This is a genomic window from Micromonospora sp. NPDC005205 (genome assembly GCF_040608275.1).
In the GTDB taxonomy this organism is placed as follows: domain Bacteria; phylum Actinomycetota; class Actinomycetes; order Mycobacteriales; family Micromonosporaceae; genus Micromonospora.
In genome coordinates this window covers 18,862-37,319 of record NZ_JBEXHV010000007.1, presented here as the reverse complement: position 1 = coordinate 37,319, position 18,458 = coordinate 18,862, and the positions used below count along the sequence as shown (strand labels likewise).

Annotated in this window: 16 protein-coding genes and 1 riboswitch; of the genes, 5 read left to right on the top strand and 11 right to left on the bottom strand. The window is 71.9% G+C overall.

Annotated elements, in window-relative coordinates; genetic code table 11:
* Positions 1–8: 8 nt before the first annotated feature.
* Positions 9–665: a response regulator transcription factor gene (locus ABZU43_RS15160; RefSeq protein WP_355007116.1), complete on the bottom strand. Its 657-nt coding sequence runs from the start codon at positions 663–665 to the stop codon at positions 9–11.
* A gap of 97 nt (positions 666–762) precedes the next feature.
* Positions 763–1,074, bottom strand: a complete 312-nt coding sequence (locus ABZU43_RS15155) for a hypothetical protein (RefSeq protein ID WP_355007115.1) — start codon at positions 1,072–1,074, stop codon at positions 763–765.
* Positions 1,075–1,187: 113 nt separating this feature from the next.
* Between ABZU43_RS15155 and ABZU43_RS15150 the strand changes: the two genes are divergently transcribed.
* Positions 1,188–1,526: a DUF952 domain-containing protein gene (locus tag ABZU43_RS15150; RefSeq protein ID WP_355007114.1), complete on the top strand. Its 339-nt coding sequence runs from the start codon at positions 1,188–1,190 to the stop codon at positions 1,524–1,526.
* Between the two features lie 121 nt (positions 1,527–1,647).
* Here ABZU43_RS15150 and ABZU43_RS15145 read toward each other — a convergent pair whose 3' ends face one another.
* The 3 genes from ABZU43_RS15145 to ABZU43_RS15135 form a co-directional block, all read right to left on the bottom strand.
* Positions 1,648–3,405 carry a CDP-glycerol glycerophosphotransferase family protein gene (locus ABZU43_RS15145; RefSeq protein WP_355007113.1) on the bottom strand — a complete coding sequence of 586 codons (1,758 nt, stop codon included), beginning with the start codon at positions 3,403–3,405 and terminating at the stop codon, positions 1,648–1,650.
* Positions 3,406–3,633: 228 nt separating this feature from the next.
* Positions 3,634–5,745 (bottom strand): DUF6077 domain-containing protein, encoded by a 2,112-nt coding sequence (locus ABZU43_RS15140; RefSeq protein WP_355007112.1) that lies wholly within the window; start codon positions 5,743–5,745, stop codon positions 3,634–3,636.
* Positions 5,746–5,869: 124 nt separating this feature from the next.
* Positions 5,870–6,508, bottom strand: coding sequence for a TetR/AcrR family transcriptional regulator (locus tag ABZU43_RS15135; protein ID WP_355007111.1), 639 nt, complete (start codon positions 6,506–6,508; stop codon positions 5,870–5,872).
* Between the two features lie 180 nt (positions 6,509–6,688).
* Here ABZU43_RS15135 and ABZU43_RS15130 point away from each other — a divergent pair, with 180 nt between their 5' ends.
* From ABZU43_RS15130 to ABZU43_RS15115, 4 genes are all read left to right on the top strand, one after another.
* Positions 6,689–7,582, top strand: a complete 894-nt coding sequence (locus tag ABZU43_RS15130) for an ABC transporter permease (protein ID WP_355007110.1) — start codon at positions 6,689–6,691, stop codon at positions 7,580–7,582.
* A gap of 34 nt (positions 7,583–7,616) precedes the next feature.
* Positions 7,617–8,393 carry an ABC transporter ATP-binding protein gene (locus ABZU43_RS15125; RefSeq protein ID WP_112585647.1) on the top strand — a complete coding sequence of 259 codons (777 nt, stop codon included), beginning with the start codon at positions 7,617–7,619 and terminating at the stop codon, positions 8,391–8,393.
* 146 nt (positions 8,394–8,539) lie between these two features.
* Entirely contained in the window at positions 8,540–10,057 is a 1,518-nt protein-coding gene (locus ABZU43_RS15120; RefSeq protein WP_355007109.1) for a bifunctional cytidylyltransferase/SDR family oxidoreductase, read from the top strand.
* 33 nt (positions 10,058–10,090) lie between these two features.
* Positions 10,091–11,779: a CDP-glycerol glycerophosphotransferase family protein gene (locus tag ABZU43_RS15115; RefSeq protein WP_355007108.1), complete on the top strand. Its 1,689-nt coding sequence runs from the start codon at positions 10,091–10,093 to the stop codon at positions 11,777–11,779.
* Between the two features lie 31 nt (positions 11,780–11,810).
* Here the strand turns inward: ABZU43_RS15115 and ABZU43_RS15110 are convergent, their stop codons facing one another.
* The 6 genes from ABZU43_RS15110 to ABZU43_RS15085 form a co-directional block, all read right to left on the bottom strand.
* Positions 11,811–13,109: a hypothetical protein gene (locus ABZU43_RS15110; RefSeq protein ID WP_355007107.1), complete on the bottom strand. Its 1,299-nt coding sequence runs from the start codon at positions 13,107–13,109 to the stop codon at positions 11,811–11,813.
* Between the two features lie 55 nt (positions 13,110–13,164).
* Complete coding sequence (locus ABZU43_RS15105; protein WP_355007106.1) at positions 13,165–13,911, bottom strand: alpha/beta fold hydrolase; 747 nt, start codon at positions 13,909–13,911, stop codon at positions 13,165–13,167.
* A 123-nt stretch (positions 13,912–14,034) separates the two neighbouring features.
* Positions 14,035–14,883: a C39 family peptidase gene (locus ABZU43_RS15100; protein WP_355007105.1), complete on the bottom strand. Its 849-nt coding sequence runs from the start codon at positions 14,881–14,883 to the stop codon at positions 14,035–14,037.
* A 232-nt stretch (positions 14,884–15,115) separates the two neighbouring features.
* Positions 15,116–15,256, bottom strand: a riboswitch (cyclic di-AMP (ydaO/yuaA leader).
* 284 nt (positions 15,257–15,540) lie between these two features.
* Positions 15,541–16,311, bottom strand: a complete 771-nt coding sequence (locus ABZU43_RS15095; RefSeq protein WP_355007104.1) for a hypothetical protein — start codon at positions 16,309–16,311, stop codon at positions 15,541–15,543.
* Between the two features lie 133 nt (positions 16,312–16,444).
* Positions 16,445–16,927 carry a hypothetical protein gene (locus ABZU43_RS15090; protein ID WP_355007103.1) on the bottom strand — a complete coding sequence of 161 codons (483 nt, stop codon included), beginning with the start codon at positions 16,925–16,927 and terminating at the stop codon, positions 16,445–16,447.
* A 93-nt stretch (positions 16,928–17,020) separates the two neighbouring features.
* A complete protein-coding gene (locus tag ABZU43_RS15085; RefSeq protein ID WP_355007102.1) occupies positions 17,021–18,256 on the bottom strand; it encodes an acyltransferase in 1,236 nt (411 codons plus the stop codon).
* Positions 18,257–18,458 lie beyond the last annotated feature (202 nt).

Sequence of the window (18,458 nt, the reverse complement as noted above, 5' to 3'; positions counted from 1 at the left end):
TCAGCTCCTCACGAGTCGCGCAGCCGGTAGCCGACGCCGCGTACGGTCTCCACCAGGCGGGCGTCGCCGAGCTTGCCGCGCAGCGACCCGACATGCACCTCGACGGTGTGCCGGTCGGCCCAGGTGGTGCCCCAGGCGTCGAGCAGGATCCGATCGCGCGGCACCGCCACCCCGGGCTGGCGGGCCAGCGAGAGCAGCACGTCGAACTCCTTGCGGGTCAACGTGACGGCACGCCCGTCGACGGTCACCGTCCGCGCGGCCACGTCGATCCGGACCGGTCCGGCCTCGATGAGGTGCCGCTCGGGGGCGGCGTTCGCAGCGCGGCGCAACACCGCCTCGATCCGGGCCTGCAACTCCACCATCGAGAACGGCTTGACCACGTAGTCGTCAGCGCCCAGGCGCAGACCCAGCACCCGGTCACGTTCCTCGCCCCGGGCGGTCACCGCGATGATGCCCAGCTGGCTGCTGCGCCGACGCAGCTCCCGGCACAGGTCCGTGCCGTCCCCGTCGGGCAGGGTCAGGTCGAGCAGCACCAGGTCACAGGGCGCGGCGGAGAGCGCGGCGGCGACGGTGGCCGCGTGCTCGACCTCGTATCCCCGGCGGGTGAGGGCGGACGACAGCGCGGCGGCCACCCGGCGGTCGTCCTCCACCAGCAGGATCCGCACCCGTGCCCCCGTCCCTCGCAGCGCTGTTCTGCGAATGGTGGCAGAAGTGCGCGCGAACCGGGAGGCCGCCCACCCGCGCCGGGCGGGCCACCGGCCGCTACAGGCCGAAGGTGTCGTCGGCGGTGGCGTCCCGGACGCCGTCGGTGAAGCCGCGGAAACCCGGATCCTCGTGGCTGGCCGGCACGCTGGTGACGCTGACCCCGCCGGCCTGGGTGACCGCGTCGACCAGGGGCGGGTAGTCGATCTCGGCGTCCTGGAAGGCGTCGTCGTCCGCCTCCGCCAGGTTGATCACGTACTGCACGTCCTCGGACGGGGTGTCCGGGTCCTCGGCCCACTCACCGCCGGCCCGGTAGCACTCGTCGTACAGCGCGCGCTGGCTGTCGGTCCAGTCGTCGTCGTAGCTCTGCATCGCCCATCCCTCCGCGGCCCTTGACCTGAGCATGCCCGGCGGGAGGCGACGGGCGCGGCGGTACCGGCGAAAACCGGGCGGGCGCGCCGACCACCGCCCCGTACGCTGCTGTGGTGATCTACAAACTGCTGTCGAGCGCCGAGTGGGACGACGCCCTCGCCGCCGGCGCCTTCACCGGCTCCGCGGTGGACCGGCAGGACGGGTTCATTCATCTCTCCGGCGCCGAGCAGGTGGTCGAGACCGCGCGACGGTACTTCACCGGGGCGACCGGGTTGACAATGCTCAGCGTCGAGGAGGAGCGACTGGGCGACGCGCTGCGGTGGGAGCCGTCGCGCGGCGGGCAGCTCTTCCCACACGTGTACGGCCCGCTGCCGGTCGCGGCGGTGGTGGCGGCGCGGGCGTTGCCGGCGGACGTTCCGGTCGCCGACGCGGTGGCCGCCCTGTTGCGCTGACCCGGTGGCCCGCCCCACCGGCCGACACGGACGCGGCCGACCCGGTGGCCGTCCCACCGGCCGACACGGACGCGCCCGACCCGACAGTGTCGGGCCGGGCGCGATGCCGTAGCGGCGGGGCTCAGCGGCAGAGCCGCTCGATCTCCTGCTGGAAGCGGTCCATCGGGTTCGCCTCGGCCGGGCCGAGCAGGTAGGTCTTCAGCTCCCGGCGGGCCTCGGTCATCGGGTCGTCACCGGCCCGGGTGACCGACACGATCTTCTCCAGCTCGCCGCAGTCCTTGGAGAGCAGGTACGCGGCCCGCGCCGTCGGGTACTCACGGCGGAAGTCGTCCTCGGACAGGCCGGCCGGGTTGGCCACCACGTACGGCCGCTGGCTCTGCACGAAGTCGGACACCACACTGGACACGTCGCTGATCAGCAGGTCGGTCTGGTTGAAGCAGTCGAACAACGCCGGCGTGCGGCCGGTGACCACGAGGTGCTCGGTGCCGTCCAGGGAGGACGCGTCCGGGTTGCCGCCGGCCGTGCGGATCGCCGTGACGATCCGCTCGTGCACGGCCTTCGCCGCCTTGGACCGCGACCCGGTGAGCGGGTGCGGCTTGTAGATCAGGCGCACCCGGGGGATCGTGGCGAGCAGCCCCTTGACGATCCGCTCACCCATCAGCACCAGTGAGGTGTGGTACGGGTCGTCGTCGAGCCACCCCTCCCAGGTGGGCGCGTAGAGCACTGTGAACGGCCGGTCCACCGACTCGGCGCCGAAGGTGTGCACCCCGGCGAGCTGCGGCCGGCCGATCTCGACGATGTCCGAGTCGAGCACTCCCACGCCGGCCCGCGCGTAGCGCTCCCGGCCGGCCAGGCCGGCGACCCAGACCTCGTCGTACACCTTGCTGTAGGGGTTGACGCTGGCCTGCTTGTCGCTGTCACCGTGCCCGACGAAGACGTGCTTCGTACCCGGCTCGCGGAGCATGTGGATGTTCGCTCCGACGTTCGCGGCGTAGAGCGCCGCGCGGACGCCGCCGAGGTCGAGGTTCATGAAGTCGACGCCGGCCGGTACGCAGATCACCGGCAGCCGGGTGTCGGCCAGCTCGAGGAACGCTTCCCGGCTGCGCATCAGCACCACCGCGCGCTGCTGGAGCGCCTCGGTCGGGGCGAGCCACATGTTCGCCTGGTACACGTCCTTGGCGGGGCCGGCGAAGTAGAGCGCCACCTCCGGCTTGTAGTTGTCCATCCAGCGCTGGACAGCCGGCAGCAACGGACCCTGCCCGCTGCCCCGACCGCGCAGCCAGGTCAGCGCGATGATGGCGCCCACCAGACCCGTCGCCACGACCGCCACCGCGCCGGCCACGAAGAACGGCGTGGGATCGTGCTGCACCGCGGCGGCCACGCCGGCCGGCACCAGCAGCAGGTTGAGCAAAGGCATCCGGTCACCGGCGACCGCCGCCGCCCAGGCGGGCGGCTGGGGGGCGCTGGACAGTGGACCCAGCTCGATGTTGCGCACCATGGCGGAGAGCGGGTTACGCCGCTCGATCATGGTGGAGAGCGCGCCCGCGAAGACCGACACGACCCACACCGCGGCCGGCAGCACCAGCAGGAGGGTCAGCTCGCCGCCGCTGAGCCGCACCTCGGCGACGACCAGCAACACGGCGGCGAGGTCGCGGGTCAGCTGCCGGTACGACCAGTGCAGGCCCACCTTCTCCAGCAGCAGTTGCGACGGCGGTGACCAGCGGGCGACGGCGAACTCGCCGATGATGGCGGCCAACCCGGCGACGGCGAACAGGCCGATCCAACCGAATACGCCACCGACGAGCATGACCAGGTAGGCCAGTACCAGTAGCGCACTCTGGGCGGCCACCCCGAGGCGTGCTGTCAACGTGCCGAACAAACGAGTTCGCTCCCTACGAGATTTCGTTGCGGGCGGTGCCCGTGATGGACCGACGTCACTCCCCCGTCGCGCAGCGGCTCAGTCGCGGCCGGCTGCGCGTGACTGCGACCTTAACGCGAGGGGACAGCTCGGTGTCGCTCGGGTATCCGGCACCATTTCGGGCAAAGTTCCGCACCGGGGCGCGCCCGACCCCCTCACGGGGTCGGGCGCTCGGCGCGGGTGAAGCGCTCAGCCGATCCGCCGGAAGCAGGTCATCGCACCGGGCGCCTTGCGCTTGGCGAACTCCTGGTAGCCCAGCTGCGGCGCGGTTTCGCGGGCGTACCGGTTGCCGTTGTAGACGCAGATGGTGCCCACGTCGAGGCGGTCCAGTGCCGGCGTCAACTCGGCCGGCGTCGGGCTCTCGGCGCCGTCCGCGAAGCCGGCGAGCAGCAGTCGGTCCTTCGCGAACTGGGAGTTGAGGTCGTACTCGACGAGGTAGAAGTCACGGGGCAGGACAACCCGGACCTCGCTGGTGACGATCGGCGTGGTGCGCATGATCGTCTTCGGGGCGAGCAGCAGGCCCTGCGGACGGTCCAGGCCCTTGATCCAGAATGCGATCGCCTGACGCTGCTGCGGAAGCTTCCAGGTGGGGCGGTCGTGCACGTCGACCCAACTCTTCGGCGACCACATCGGGGTGGCGAACAACGCGAACGAGGCGACCAGCAGCACCGCGATCCCCCCGGACGCCGCCCGGCGCAGCGCCGGAGTCGGTGCCGGCACGCGCACGGTGCAGAGCAGACCGATCAGTGTCGGCAGGGCGAGCAGCCACGGCACGCGCCAGAGCACCACCGAGATGCCGCTCAACGCGCTCAGCAACTCCAGCACGCCGGGCACGAACAACACGCTCAGCGCGAGGGCGGCGCCGGCGGCGAGCAGGGCCGGCGTACGTCGACGGGCGAGCAACGCGCCGCACCACAGCGCCAGACCGCTGATGACCCCGACCACGCCGAACAGCAGGGTTCGCCGGTAGGTGTACGCCGCGTCGAAGAAGGCGTCGTCCGCGCCGGTCGCGCTCATCCCGCCGAGCACCAGGCGGGAGACCACCAGCGAGCCGATCGGGTACGCGAGGGCGGCGACCGCCGCGACCACGGCCGCCTTCCACCGGCCGACCAGCAGCATGGCGAACCCGGCGGCGCCGACCAGCATCGGCAGGATGATCGCCGCGGTGTTGGTGAGCCCGATCGCGGTGATCGAGAGCGCCACGATGAGCAGGAGGCTGCGCCGCGACCGGTTGTCGAACCACTCGGTCAGGTAGAGCCACATCAGCGGGATGACCGCCGAGACGAACATGCCCTTGCCCTCGTGCAGCCGGGGAAGGTGGAACGTGCCCAGTGCGGCGTCCCCGCCCGCGACGAGGTAGAGGTACGCGATCGCCACGGTGAAGGCGAGCACCGGACGGCGCGGGGCCCACCGGTGCGTCAGCCGCCACAGCGCCAGCACCGCGAGCACCGCCATGATCGGCAGCAGGACGAACCAGAGAGCCGAGCTGGCGTGGATGCCGAAGACGTTGGCGAACGCGCCGTCGAACACCTCGATCGACGGGATGGGCGGCTGCGAGCCCATCGACGGCAGCACGTTCTCGGAGAACAGGAAGTCGTTGAGCGGGATCAGGTCACGCTCGGCGATCCACACCGACTTGCCGACGTAGTAGACGTCGTCCGGGGTGTTGCGAGCCAAGAAGAACGACGAGATGCCGACCAGGACCGAGACGACCAGCGCGTACGCCGACTGCGCCGGGGTGGGTGCCGGGGCGGCCGGGGTGGGCGTCGGGCCGCTCAGCCAGGCCTGGCGCACCAGCAGCAGCCCGCCGACGGCCGCGAGCAGGCCGGACACGGCCGGGATCCACCAGGACACGTTGACGCTGGTGTTGGCCAGACCAGCGGAGACGGCGGCCACGGCGGCGGCGACCAGCACACCGACGAGCAGGCGACGGTCGGCGGCGGGCCGCGCGCTGACGGGCTCTTCCTGTGCCTCCGGCGCGCTGTCGGCCGGGGTGCTGCCGGCCGGGGCACGGCGGCGGGCGCGCAGCACGGCCACGACCGCGAGCACCACACAGGCCACCAGCCAGATCCGGAAGGTGACCGACGGACGCAGGTCACCCAGGAAGGCCAGGTGATAAAGCACGGTGAAGAGCGCGAACGCGATCACCGCGCCGTCGGTGAGCACCGCCGGGGCGACGGCCACCAGCGCGCGTACCCGGGACAGCCCGCCTTGGGCGTCGGCGGGCCGGGATGCCTGCCCGGGCCGCGGCGTCGGATCCGGTTCGGCGGGCGCTACGGCGATGCTGTCGACGTTGGCCACGGGCGTCCTTACTCGTCAGGCGGATGAGGGGCATCGGCACGGTGACGGCCGGGTGTCAAGGGGGCAGCGTAGCGGAATCGGGCAGGGAGACCGGTGCTGCCGGCGACCGGGTGTCGGAGGGCGGTCAACCCGCCATCGGGGCCGCTCGGGGACGGGGCAGCACGCTGTCGGCGCCGAGCCCGGCCGCCACGGATTCGACGAGGTTGTCGAGGTAGTCGTCGGTGAGTGGGAGTCGGGCGATGGCGAGCCGCCAGTAGAGCGGCCCGACGATGAGGTCGATCGCGGCGTCCAACTCGGTGTCGGCCGGCAGCTCGCCACGCTGCACGGCACGGGTGACCAGCTGACCGCCTATCTCCTGCTGCCGGGCGTGCAGCACCTGACGCAGGGTCGCGTCGATGCTGGGGTTGCGGGCGGCCTCCGCCAGGAGATCCGGAATGATCTGCGACGCCAGTGGGTGGCGCAGCGCGTGCGCCACCGCCTGGAACAGCAGCGCGAGGTCACCGCGCAGCGTGCCGGTGTCGAGCGCGGGGAGCTTGCCACGCGCCGCGGCGGCGACGACCTCCAGCACCAGGTCGAGCTTCGAGCTCCACCGTCGGTAGATTGCCGTCTTGCTGACGCCGGCCCGCCGGGCCACCGCCTCGATGGAGAGCCGGCCGTAGCCGACCGCGGCGAGCTCCTGCATCAGCGCCCGCCGGATCGCCGTGGTGATCTCGTCGCGCAGCACCGCCGCGCCGGCCGGCGCCCGCCTCTTCTCGGTGGTCATCGAGGGCTCTTATCGCAGGTCACGCCGGACAGCGTAGCGCAACGACGGTACGGTTGCGTCCCGACGTGTTTCGGACTACTGTCCACGCAGCGACGAGGCGGCGCCCCGCGCAAATTTCCCACTAGGATTCGATCGTCGCGAGCAACCCCCGTCTGCACGAAAGATCGGAGCGCCATTTCCATGGCCACCACCGCGCTGGTCGACCCCGACACGGGCCTGACCCAGGCGCAGCTGGCCGCTCGGCACGGGCTACGGGTCGCCGGTGAGCGTCCCAGCCTCGTCGAGTACAGCCGCCGACTCTGGGCCTACCGGCACTTCATCGCCGCGTACGCCAATGCCAAGCTCGTCGCCTCGTACAGCAACGCCAAGCTGGGTCAGCTCTGGCAGGTGCTCACCCCGCTGACCAACGCGGCGGTCTACTACCTGATCTTCGGGGTGGTGCTCGCACAGAACAGCATCCCGAACTTCATCGCCTACCTGACCACCGGGTTGTTCATCTTCAACTTCACCCAGAGCGCGGTCCTGGCCGGCACCCAGTCGATCAGCAGCAACCTGGGGCTGATCCGGGCGCTGCACTTCCCCCGGGCGAGCCTGCCGCTGTCCACGACGATCACCCAGTTCCAGCAACTGCTGGCCTCGATGGTGGTCCTGGTCGGCATCGTGCTCGCCACCGGCGAACCGCTCACCTGGGAATGGTTGCTGCTGGTGCCGGCCCTGCTGCTGCAGGCGGTGTTCAACGCCGGCGTCGTGCTGCTGGTGGCCCGGCTGGGCTCCAAGTCGAGCGACCTGAAGCAGGTCATGCCGTTCATCATGCGGACCTGGATGTACGGCTCCGGCGTCCTCTACAGCGTCACCCTCTTCGACCGGCTGCCCGGCTGGGCGACGACCCTCGTGCAGTACAACCCGCTGCTCGTCTACATCGAGCTGGCGCGCTACGCGCTGCTCGAGGAGGCACCGCTGCTCAACGAGTCGCTGACCCAGCTCTGGCTGGTCGGCGCCGGTTGGGCGCTGGTGGCCGGCATCGGCGGTTTCATCTACTTCTGGCGCGGCGAACAGGAGTACGGCCGTGGTTGAGCACTTCGACGCCCCCATCGAGGCGAGCGCGACGATGACCCGGACCCAGGAGCGCATCCCGACAGTGGTCGTGGACGACGCGCACATCATCTACCGGGTGCACCAGGGGGCCGCCGGTGGCACCACGCCGGTTGCCGCGCTGCGCCGGCTGGTCAAGCGCACCCATGCGCCGAACGTCCGGGAGGTGCACGCGGTCAAGGGCATCTCGTTCACCGCGTACCGGGGTGAGGCGATCGGGCTGATCGGCAGCAACGGCTCCGGCAAGTCCACCATCCTGCGGGCCATCGCCGGTCTGCTGCCGGTGAACCGGGGCGCCATCCACACCCAGGGTCAGCCGTCGCTGCTGGGCGTCAACGCCGCCCTGCTCAACGACCTCTCCGGGGAGCGCAACGTCGTCCTCGGGTGCCTGGCCATGGGCATGCACCCCGACGACGTGGCCAAGCAGGCCGCGGGGATCATCGACTTCTCCGGGATCAACGAGCGGGGTGACTTCGCCAGCCTGCCGATGCGGACGTACTCGTCGGGCATGGCGGCCCGGCTGCGGTTCTCCATCGCCGCCGCCAAGAAGCACGACGTGCTGCTCATCGACGAGGCGCTCGCCACCGGCGACAAGGGCTTCCGCAGGCGCAGCGAGCAGCGGGTGCGGGAGCTGCGGGAGGGCGCAGGGACGGTGTTCCTGGTCAGCCACCAGCTCTCCTCCGTCCGGGACACCTGCGAACGGACGATCTGGCTGGAATCGGGTGTCATCCGGATGGACGGCCCCACCGACGAGGTCATCCGGGCGTACGAGGCGTACGCGAACAGCAAGTAGAGTTCCGGCGAACGTCCGGCATCGACACGGCACCTGAGGACCGCGTCGCCCGCGTTGGGGCGACGCGGTCCGCGCGTTAAGGTTCATTCCGTCGCCGCTCGGGCGGAACCTTCCCTTAACGCATCCCTGAGAGTGAGGATCCGGCAATGACGCAGGACCAGACCCCTGGCCCGGACGCCGAAGCGGGAACCCCGACGCCGTGGCGGCCCTCGCGGACAGTGGCGGTGGTTCTGGCCGGCGGCACCGGGACCCGGCTGGGCCTCGGCATCCCGAAGCAGCTGCTGAAGATCGCCGGTAAGCCGATCATCGAGCACACCCTGACGGTCTTCGAGGCGGCACCGGAGATCGACGAGATCATCGTGCTGATGGCCACCGGCCACGTCGAGGACGCCCAGCAGATCGTCGAGAAGGCCGGCCTGCGCAAGGTCACCAAGGTGATCGAGGGCGGTGACACCCGCAACGCCACCACCCGGATCGCCCTGGACGCGGTCGGCCCGGAAGACTGCAACATCCTCTTCCACGACGCGGTACGCCCGCTGCTCAGCGGCCGGATCGTGCGCGAGTGCGTCAACGCGCTCTGGAGCTACGACGCCGTGGACGTGGCCATCCCCTCCGCAGACACGATCATCCAGGTCGACGAGAACGACTGCATCACCGACATCCCGGTGCGCTCCCGGCTGCGCCGTGGTCAGACCCCGCAGGCGTTCCGCTCCCCCACGATCCGGGCGGCGTACCAGCTCGCCGAGGACGACAGGGACTTCGCCGCCACCGACGACTGCGGCGTGGTGCTGCGCTACCTTCCCGGCACCCCGATCAAGGTGATCGACGGTTCGGACGAGAACATCAAGGTCACCCACCCGGTCGACGTGCACCTGGCGGACAAGCTCTTCCAGCTCGCCGCCGCGCAGGCCCCCCGGCTGACCGACCACCGCAGCTACAGCGAGGAGCTGACCGGCCGGACCATCGTGGTGTTCGGCGGCAGTTACGGCATCGGTCACGAGTTGACCGAGCTGGCCCGTCGCTATGGCGCCCAGGTCTTCCCGTTCAGCCGTTCCAGCACGGGCACCCACGTGGAGCGGGCCGAGGACGTCGAGGCCGCGCTGACGACCGCCTTCCAGGCCACCGGCCGGATCGACCACGTGGTGGTCACCGCCGGCATCCTGGAGAAGGGCGCCCTCGCCGAGATGGACGAGGAGACCATGGACAGGCTGCTCCAGGTCAACTTCGTCGGCCCGGTGACCATCGCGCGCCAGGCCCTCCCGTACCTCCAGCAGACCAAGGGCCAGTTGCTGCTCTACACCTCCAGCTCCTACACCCGAGGCCGGGCCCGCTACGCGCTCTACTCGGCCACCAAGGCCGCCCTGGTCAACCTCACCCAGGCGCTCGCCGACGAGTGGGCCGACGTGGGCGTCCGCGTCAACTGCATCAACCCGGAGCGCACCGCCACCCCGATGCGGACGCGGGCCTTCGGCGAGGAGCCGGAGCACACCCTGCTCGCCGCTGAGGCCGTCGCCCAGTCGTCGCTGGACGTGCTGATCTCCGACCTGACCGGTCAGGTGATCGACGTACGCCGGGCACCCGGTGACGGGCCCACGCCGAGCGTGCCGGCGCAGTCCGGGCCGGGTCGGGTCGAGGCACCGGCCGGCGCGACGTCCGCCAACTGACGCCGACGGCTGCGGAACCACGAACGGAGCGACATGCGCGGCGACCTGGTCCGAAAGCTGGCCGCCCGGTGCCTGACCACCGGGTTGGCCGTGCTGGCCTTCGTCGTGCTGGCTTTGACCGGCGCCACCGGCTGGGGGCTGGCGTTGGCAGTCGCCGCGCTGGCCGCCTCGGCCGCCGAGCAGCGGATCCGGCCCGGCGCCGACCTGGTGGCGGAGACGGCGTTGATCGCCGCGGCGATCCTGGTCGGTTACTCCCGGCGGCTGGACGACGGGCTCGACCTCGCGCTGGTCGCCACCGGGCTGGTACTGCTGGGTCTGGTGCTGCTGGTGGGGCCGCTGCGCACCGCCGGCGGTCTGGAGATCCGGACGGCCAACCTGCCGGTACGCGCCTGGACGGCGCTGATCGCCGATCGGCTCGGCACGGCCCTGCTCGGGCTGCTCGCCGCCCTGGCGCTCGCCGCCGCGCTCGCCCTGCCGGCCGGTGTGGCACTGGCCGCCAGCCTGCTGGTCGGAGCGGGCGCCGGTGCGGTCGCGCTGGACCTGGCCCGGCGACGGTTCAGGCCACGCGCCGGTGGCGGGTCGGTGGCCGCCGCGCTGCGCCGGCACCAGCCGGAGTTCCTGCTCTACTTCTCCGCGCCTCCGGGCTCGGAATACCAGGTCACCATGTGGCTGCCGTACCTGGAACGGATCGGCCGACCGTTCCTGGTCGTGCTGCGTGAGCCGGAGTTCCTGGCCCCGATCGCGGCGGCCACCGACGCGCCGGTGGTCTACTGCCCCACCCTGGGGGCGATGGACCAGGCATTGGTGCCGAGCCTGCGGGCGGCGTTCTACGTCAACCACGGTGCGAAGAACAGCCACTGCGTCCGCTTCACCCAGCTCACCCACATTCAGCTGCACCACGGCGACAGCGACAAGGCGCCGAGCGCCAACCCGGTGTCGGGGATCTTCGACCGGATCTTCGTGGCCGGGCAGGCGGCGATCGACAGGTACGCCCGCGCCGGAGTGCAGATCCCGGCCGACAAGTTCGTGGTGGTGGGTCGTCCACAGGTCGAGTCGATCGAGGTACGCCCGGAGCCCGCAAGAGGATTGGCGCACCCGACGGTGCTCTACACGCCGACCTGGACCGGGCACCACGCCGACGCCGACTACTGCTCGCTACCGGTGGCCGAAAGCCTGCTGCGCCGACTGTTGGAACGCGGCGCGACGGTGATCCTGCGAGCCCACCCGTACACCACGCAGAACCCGGCCTCGGCCCGGCAACTGGGCCGCCTGACCGAGCTGCTCGTCGCCGACCGGGCCCGCACCGGCCGCCAGCACGTGGTCGGCGCGGCGGCTCGGGAGCTGAGCCTGACCGAGTGCGTCAACTCCGCCGACGCGCTGGTCTCCGACGTGTCCGGAGTGATCTCGGACTTCCTCTACTCCGGCAAGCCGTACGCGGTCACCGACATGGGCGACGAGGGCGACCGGTTCGTGGAGCGGTTCCCGCTGGCCGGGTCGGGTTACGTGCTACGTCGGGACATGTCCAACGTGGACGACGTGCTGACCGCCCTGCTGGACACCGACCCGCTGGCCGAGGCCCGCTGGGCCACCCGCCGCCGCTACCTGGGTGACTTCCCGGCCGAGTCGTACGCCGAGGCGTTCCTGGCCGCCGCCCGCCGGGAGCTGGCGGCGACGGACGACCCGGCGGCCGAGCACACGCCACAGCTCTCCCCCCTCGCCTGAGCCGGGCTGTCGGGTCAGGCAGGAGGCCAGCTCAGCCCGACCGGCGCCCGGCGGTCACCTCCACCCGTACGACTCCGGACGTGCCAGCCGGCGCTTTCCACTCGGCTGTCGCGGGACCGTCGAGCGACCCGGGCACCGATCGCTCCCACGGGTGCAGCTCCGTTGACGCGACGGTGACCCGCACCGCTTCCTCCGCAGCGGTGAACGTCGACCCGAGGCTCGCCACGATCCGCTGTCGTCCGTCGGCGAGGACTTCGCTTGTGATCGAATCGATGTCCTCGCCGTCAAGCCAGAACAGCCGCTGCACGACGGCTGCGGCGTCCGTAACCGGACCGACGACGTCGACCACCAGCCCGAGCTGCACCTCGTCTCGCAATGCTTCCTCGATCGCGTTCAACAACTCGACAGCGTCCACTTCGTTCCCGTCCTGGCCCCGGAGCACCATCTCCCGGGTCTCCACCGGGTGGTCCACCGGGAGCGGGTCGCACGGGTCAGCGCCCGCGCGCAGATACAGAGCCTGGACCGTCGGCGCTGCCGTGGGCGGGCGGCTCGCCTCCAGCACGCCCATCGACCACGACCTGACCGGGTGCATGCGCAACTCCGTCGCCGACAGCCCGAACTCCGTCGCCAGAGCGGCCACCGCCCGTCCGAAAGGTGCGCGCGGCGACACACCGACCGGCCGCAGCACGAGGAGCAGGGTCAGCTCCCAAACCCCGTCGATCTCGGCCGCCCGCGGCTGGACGACGGCGGACCACACGTCGGGCCGTCCGAGCAGCGGAAGGCAGCTGGTCAGCGCCGCATCGAGATTCGGGGCCTCCAGGCAGGCGCGCACCCGCACCACGACATCGTCCTCGGCGGCCACCACGGGCAGCCGCCGGACAGCAGCGGTGGCCTCTGCGGCGGGCGCACCTCCCGGCAGGCCCAGAGCGTCGTCGGCGTTGTCGGCCACGGCGAGGACGGACACGCTGAGCGGCGTCATTCCGTCCCTGGTCCGCTCCGAACCGGACGCGAAGAGCGTCGGATGGCCGCGCCCCGACTCCCCCACCTCCAGATCGACGTTCACCCACCCGAAGCGGCTCAGCAGGGGCGCAGCCAGTTGGTGCGCAGCCTTCTGGCCGTCGGCGGCGGCGGGCGGGGGCGGGGGCGGTAGGAGCGTCAGCTCCACGTTCACCCCCGTGCGGGCACCGTCGGGGTCGGTCCGAGCCACCTCAAGGTTGTGCGCGTCGAGCGTCGCGGCGAGTGGTTGGCAGCGACGCACCGCGTCGTCGAGGCGGGTGTCGACGACGTTGAGGCTCACGCTGACGAGCAGTGTCGATTCAGTGATAGGCATCGACGCGGAAGCGTACGTCGCAGGGTGCTGTCACACGACCGGTATTCACCGCACCTCAGCGGTACGGGTCCAGCAGCGCCAGTACCGCCGCCGGGTCCTCCACGTGCGCGTTGTGTCCGAGACCGGGCAGCGTGGCGACCGGTACGCCGTACTCCTTGAGCTGTTCGTCGGTGACCATCGGGTCGCTCTCCCCGCGCGCCAGCACCACCGGCACGTCGGTCGCCGCCAGCAGCGCGGCCAGATCGGGCTCGCCGACGGCGAAGGCCGCGGGGTCCATGGCGAGGCGCCACCGGCCGTCGACCTGGCGCAGCCCGGCTTCCACCACCGGGTGGTCCGGCGGGACCAGACCGGTGAGCCCGGCGACCCGCAGGTAGCGGCGAGCCGCCTCGGTGCGGGTGGCGAACCAGCTCACCGGTCGGGCGGCGAGCTCGGCGGCGCGGCTCAGCTCGGCGGGTGACCAGAGTGCCTTGATGCCCAGCCCGACCACGGCATCCACCGGCGTTCCGGCGTCGCGGGCGGCCAGCGCCAGGCCGACCACCCCACCCAGCGAGTGCCCGAGCACGACCAGCCGGTCGTCGGGGACGAGGGCCCGCGCGATCTGCTGAGCGAAGCCCGCGAAGGAGTACGACGGCAGCGGCGACGCCCAGCCGTGGCCGGCGAGGTCCGGTGCCAGCCACCGCCCGGGCCAGTGCTGCTCAAGGTACGGGGCCCAGGGCAACCACACGTCCCCGGTCGTTCCCATCCCGTGCAGCAGCAGCAGGACCGGCCCGCGGCCGGTGTGACCACCCGTTTCATCCACCACGGCCGCAGTCTCCCACGGTTCACGGTCGGGTACGAGGGCCGTCGATGGCGGGCCGGGCGGACAAACGCCGCGGACGCCGGCTCCTTGTGGGAGACGGCGCCCGCGGCGGTCAGGGTGCCCGGGTCAGGCGGAGTAGCCCCGGCTGGTGATCCAGTTGGCCAGGTCGATCGTGGTGATCCAGTACGACGGGTCGGCCGGGTTCGCCGAGTCGGCGATCCGCACGGTGCGACCGTTGTCCTTGTAGCCCACCACGGCGATGTAGTGCCCACCGCCGTAGGAGTGCCACCCGCCGTCGGTGTCGACGGCGTCCCCGACGACGTTGGCCACCACGCCCCGGCCGTCGGTGACGGCCTTCACCACGTCAGCCTGGAGCCGGTCCATCTGGGCCGGGCTGGGCGTGCCGGGGAACATCCGGGTCCGGTACGGGGAGCCCTTCACCTCGGCGTTGAGCACCCGGGTGGTGTCCTCGGCCGAGTTGGTGCCCATCTCGGTGGTGCCCAGTTCGGCGCCGAGCTCCTCCTGCGTGCGGTCGATGCCCGCGGCGCTGAGCGCGTTCCGGGTGGCCGCCGGGCCGCAGTTGTAGTAGGTGTTCTGCGCCTCGTAGTCGTAGTCGAGCACCTTCGTCGCGGGAGGCTTCGGCGGCGTCGGCTTACGGGTGAGGTCGGGGTTGCTCTTGGCCTTGGCAGCGGGCGACGCGGCGCTGGTGGCCGGGGCGGCCGTGGTCGGCGCGGCGCTGGCAGAGGGGGACGCGTCCCGGGCCTCACTGCGGGAGGCGGCGACGTCGCTGCGCATCTCGGCGACGGTGGTCGCGGTGCGCTGGCCGGCCGGGGCGTCGTCAGCAGTGGTGAGCAGGGCGCCGGTGGTGGTGGCGATAGCGAGGGCTGCGGCGGAGGCGGCGACGATCTGGTACGGGCGCTCGGTGGCGAGGCGACGGAGCTGACGCTGCAGGGTGTGCTTCACGGGGTCCTCCACGGATCGGGGGGAGAGCGGCACACCGGGGCCGGACCGGCATCCGGGCAGGCGCCAGCGCGCGGACCGTGGTCCGCGGGTGTGAACCGCTCAGGGGAACGCCCGGATCGGCCGGGCGGGAAAGGCGATGACCCGGGGGGTCAGCTCACCGTCACGCGACGATTGAGCGGGTGCACCGCCGCGCCGTGGAGGCGAGGGAACAACCGAGGGGTGGAAAGGTGCTGCACGAGGATGGGACTCCTTCCGACACCGCCTACCGGGTTAGCTGACGGATTCGGGCGGGAAGACGCCCTACCGCGGGCCGTGGCTCGCGGATTCACCCCGGACTTACTGGTGGGTCCCCGGTTCGTAGATCACGATTAAGCGGGTCGATGCGGCGTCGCGTCTTGCGATCGGTTACCGCACCGGACGGGACGACACTACTGGCGTCTCAACGCCCTGCCAAGCCAGGTTCACCTGCGTAAACCCCAATTGGCGCCACAATTTCTGCGCGTAATGCCGATGATGTGACTCGATGGGACAACCAGTTACGGCGACGCCTAGGGGCGACAACCGGACAGGCCGTAAAGAACGCGGCCACAATCGCGGGAACAATCCCGTCGATCGCGTCGGACGTCCGATTTCCCGAATGGGTGACCGGCCTCACATAACGGATTGGGCTCAACCCACCCGGGCCGGGCGCCACAGTGCCACGACGGCGGGACGCAACGTCCCGGCGACCGTGCGGCGCGCGGGGACCACGCTCGGGCGGAGCCGGGCCGCCGCCGCGTACGCCTCCTCGGCGAGGGCACGAGCCGACTCGGCGGCCAACTCCGCGTCGCGCCAGGCGACCCGCTCACGGTCGGCGGCCACCTGGTAGTCGGTCGACCGCGCATCCCGGATCACCCGGCTGATCAGCACCTCCTGCTCGACCGGGTGTCGCCGGGGATCCCAACCGCGCCGGTGCCCGAACACGTCGCCGAGCTGCGCCATGGTCAGGTCGCCCCGCCAGTACGCCGCCATCGCCGCCCGGTGCAGATAGCGTTCCCGGGCGGCGTACTCGGCGGGGGTGTGTGGGGTCTGCGGGGTGGGCAGTGCCCCCGCGCCAGCGAAGCGACGCGCGGCGGCGTCCGCCTCGTCGTACCCGATCCAGGCCTGCTCCAGCTGTTCCTGAGCGGCCAGCCAGGCGGCACGCCGCCGCTGGGCGGTGGTGGCCGCGCGGGCCGCGGCAACGGCCACCTCCTCGGCGTAGCGGCGCCTGTCGACGGCCTCGGCGTCGGCCAGCTCCTGAGCGGTGAGCCCGGCCGGGACCGGATCGCCGGTCGGCCGGGCCCGTTCGGGGCGGGCGGCCAGCACGGTGAGCAGGCCCAGCGTCAGCAGGAACAGCGTCGACCAGATGGCGGCGGCCCGCGGCACCTCGGTCACGAACTGGTAGAAGACGACGGTCTCCATGGTCGGCACCTCGGGGAGAGAGCAGTGCGATGGAAAGCCGCGCCGACCAGCGGGCCACGGCGGGCCACGGGTCGGCGGGTCAGGGAGCGGGTGGGTCGACAGGGCGCGGCGGCGGGACGGTCGTCCCGGTGGCTCAGCGCCCGGGTGGGGCCCGGGAAGCCCGACCGCTCGCACTGGCGACGAGGGGCAGCCGGTCAGATTCGGCCGCCCTGGCCGGCAGCACGCCGGCCGCGATGGTGCCCTGATCGCCGGGGAGCGCCACCGGCGCGTCGACCGACCAGGTCGGGACCGACTCCTCGGTGGCCTTCGCTGCGGCCGGACGGGCCGCGCCAAGTGCCCCCGAGCCGGTGGCGTCGGCACCAGCGTCGCCCGGCGCACGGCCGGCGTAGATGACGGTTGACTCCGTTGGCGCGGCGTGTCGGCAGGAGGCCGCCAGCGAGCCGGCGACAGTGGTCGGCACCACGCTCGACGTGGGCCCCGTGCCAGGCGTCGACGTGGCGGCCGTGGCCGGGCCTGCGCCGAGCGCCAGGGCCGCGACGACGGCGAGGCTGGTCAGCACCCGAGTCGCCCAGCGCGCCACCCACCACAGCGGACAGGTGAACGCGACCGGAAGCACGTCCCCACGCTACCGTCGCGCCAACCCGTGCGCATCGACCACGGGCGTGTCGGATCACGCCGCGCCGACCCCCTTTGACCAGGGTGGACGCCGTCAGCGCAGGTCGACGTAGGCTGATCGACCGCCAGCCTGACCGGCCTCGTCGGCGGGTCCGTCGACCTCGCCGCGGGCGGTGCTCGCGGGGTCTCGCGCGTCGTCGTCGCCGGCCGGGCGTTGTCGCGGGACGGGCGCTGGACGGGCCGCGCGGCGCGGCGCGAGCCGGCGCATCATCGGAGTTTCGACGAAGCGGTGCAGCAACCCGGCGAGGATCAGGTTCACCGCCAGGAAACCGAGCACCACGGCCGGGCCACGCCAGCCTCCGAAGCCGATCCCCCAGGTTCCGCTCCACCGCAGCACGCTCGTCATCACCAGCACGTGCACCAGGTAGAAGGCGAACGAGACCTCACCGAGCCAGACCAACGGCCGGGAGCGCCACGGCGAGCGCCGACCCCGCACGTCCGCGTCCGCGGCAGCGGTGATCACCAACAGGTACGCGACCGCGAGCAGCGTGGTCCACAGCTCGGCGCGGATCCACTGCGCGGCCACCACCCAGGTGACCAGGAAGATTCCGCTGGCCACTGTCAGTCTGGGACCGCGCCAGAGCCCCCGGCGCATCAACTCGGCCGCCACCGCGCCCAACCAGAACTCCAGCGACCGCACCGGCGGGAAGATCTGGGTGAACCACCAACGGCTCACCTCCGGCACCAACTCCTGCGCCGGCCAGAGCGCGAGGATCAGCAGGGGCAGCGCGACGATCAGCGCCCAGAGCAGCTTCGGCCGGGCCCGGCGCAGCAGCGGCAGCGCCAGCGGCAGGCAGAGGTAGAAGAAGAACTCGCAGGACAGCGACCAGCTGACGGTGTTGATGCTGTAGAACCAGCCCGGCCGGGGATCCCACGCCTGCAACAGCAGCAGGTTCTCCAACGCCGCCGCCGGCAGGACCGGGTCGGCGAACCACCAGGCGACCACCAGCGTCGCCACGAACAGCACCAGGTGGTTCGGGTAGATCTTGGCGATCCGTCGCCGCCAGAACGTACGCCGCGAGTCGCCCTCGCGGGCCGACCAGACCAGCACGAAACCGCTGAGGATGAAGAAGAACTGCACCCCGGAGAGACCGAGGGTGAACAGCGCGTCGATGACTGCCTTGTAGTCCGGCTCGGCGATGATCCGCATGGTGCCGGCGTGGAAGCCGAAGACCAGCAGAGCGGCGATCCACCGCAGCCCGGTCAGCGAGGGCAGCCGGGGCGGGGCCGGTGCGGGCCGGGCGGCCGACGTCGCGGCGACGCTCGTCATGCCGGGATCCCGGCGCTCGGCAGGGTCACCAGCACTGTCGTAGCCTCCTCGGCGCGGCGTCGGACGGCGCGACGGCGACGCCCACGACGACCCGGCAGGGCCGCACCGAGGCACCCTACCGGGTCACTCCCGGGTGAACCGGACGCATCCCACCCGCCCCACGAGCCCGCGCTCCCCGGGCCGGAAACCGCCCACCGGCTCG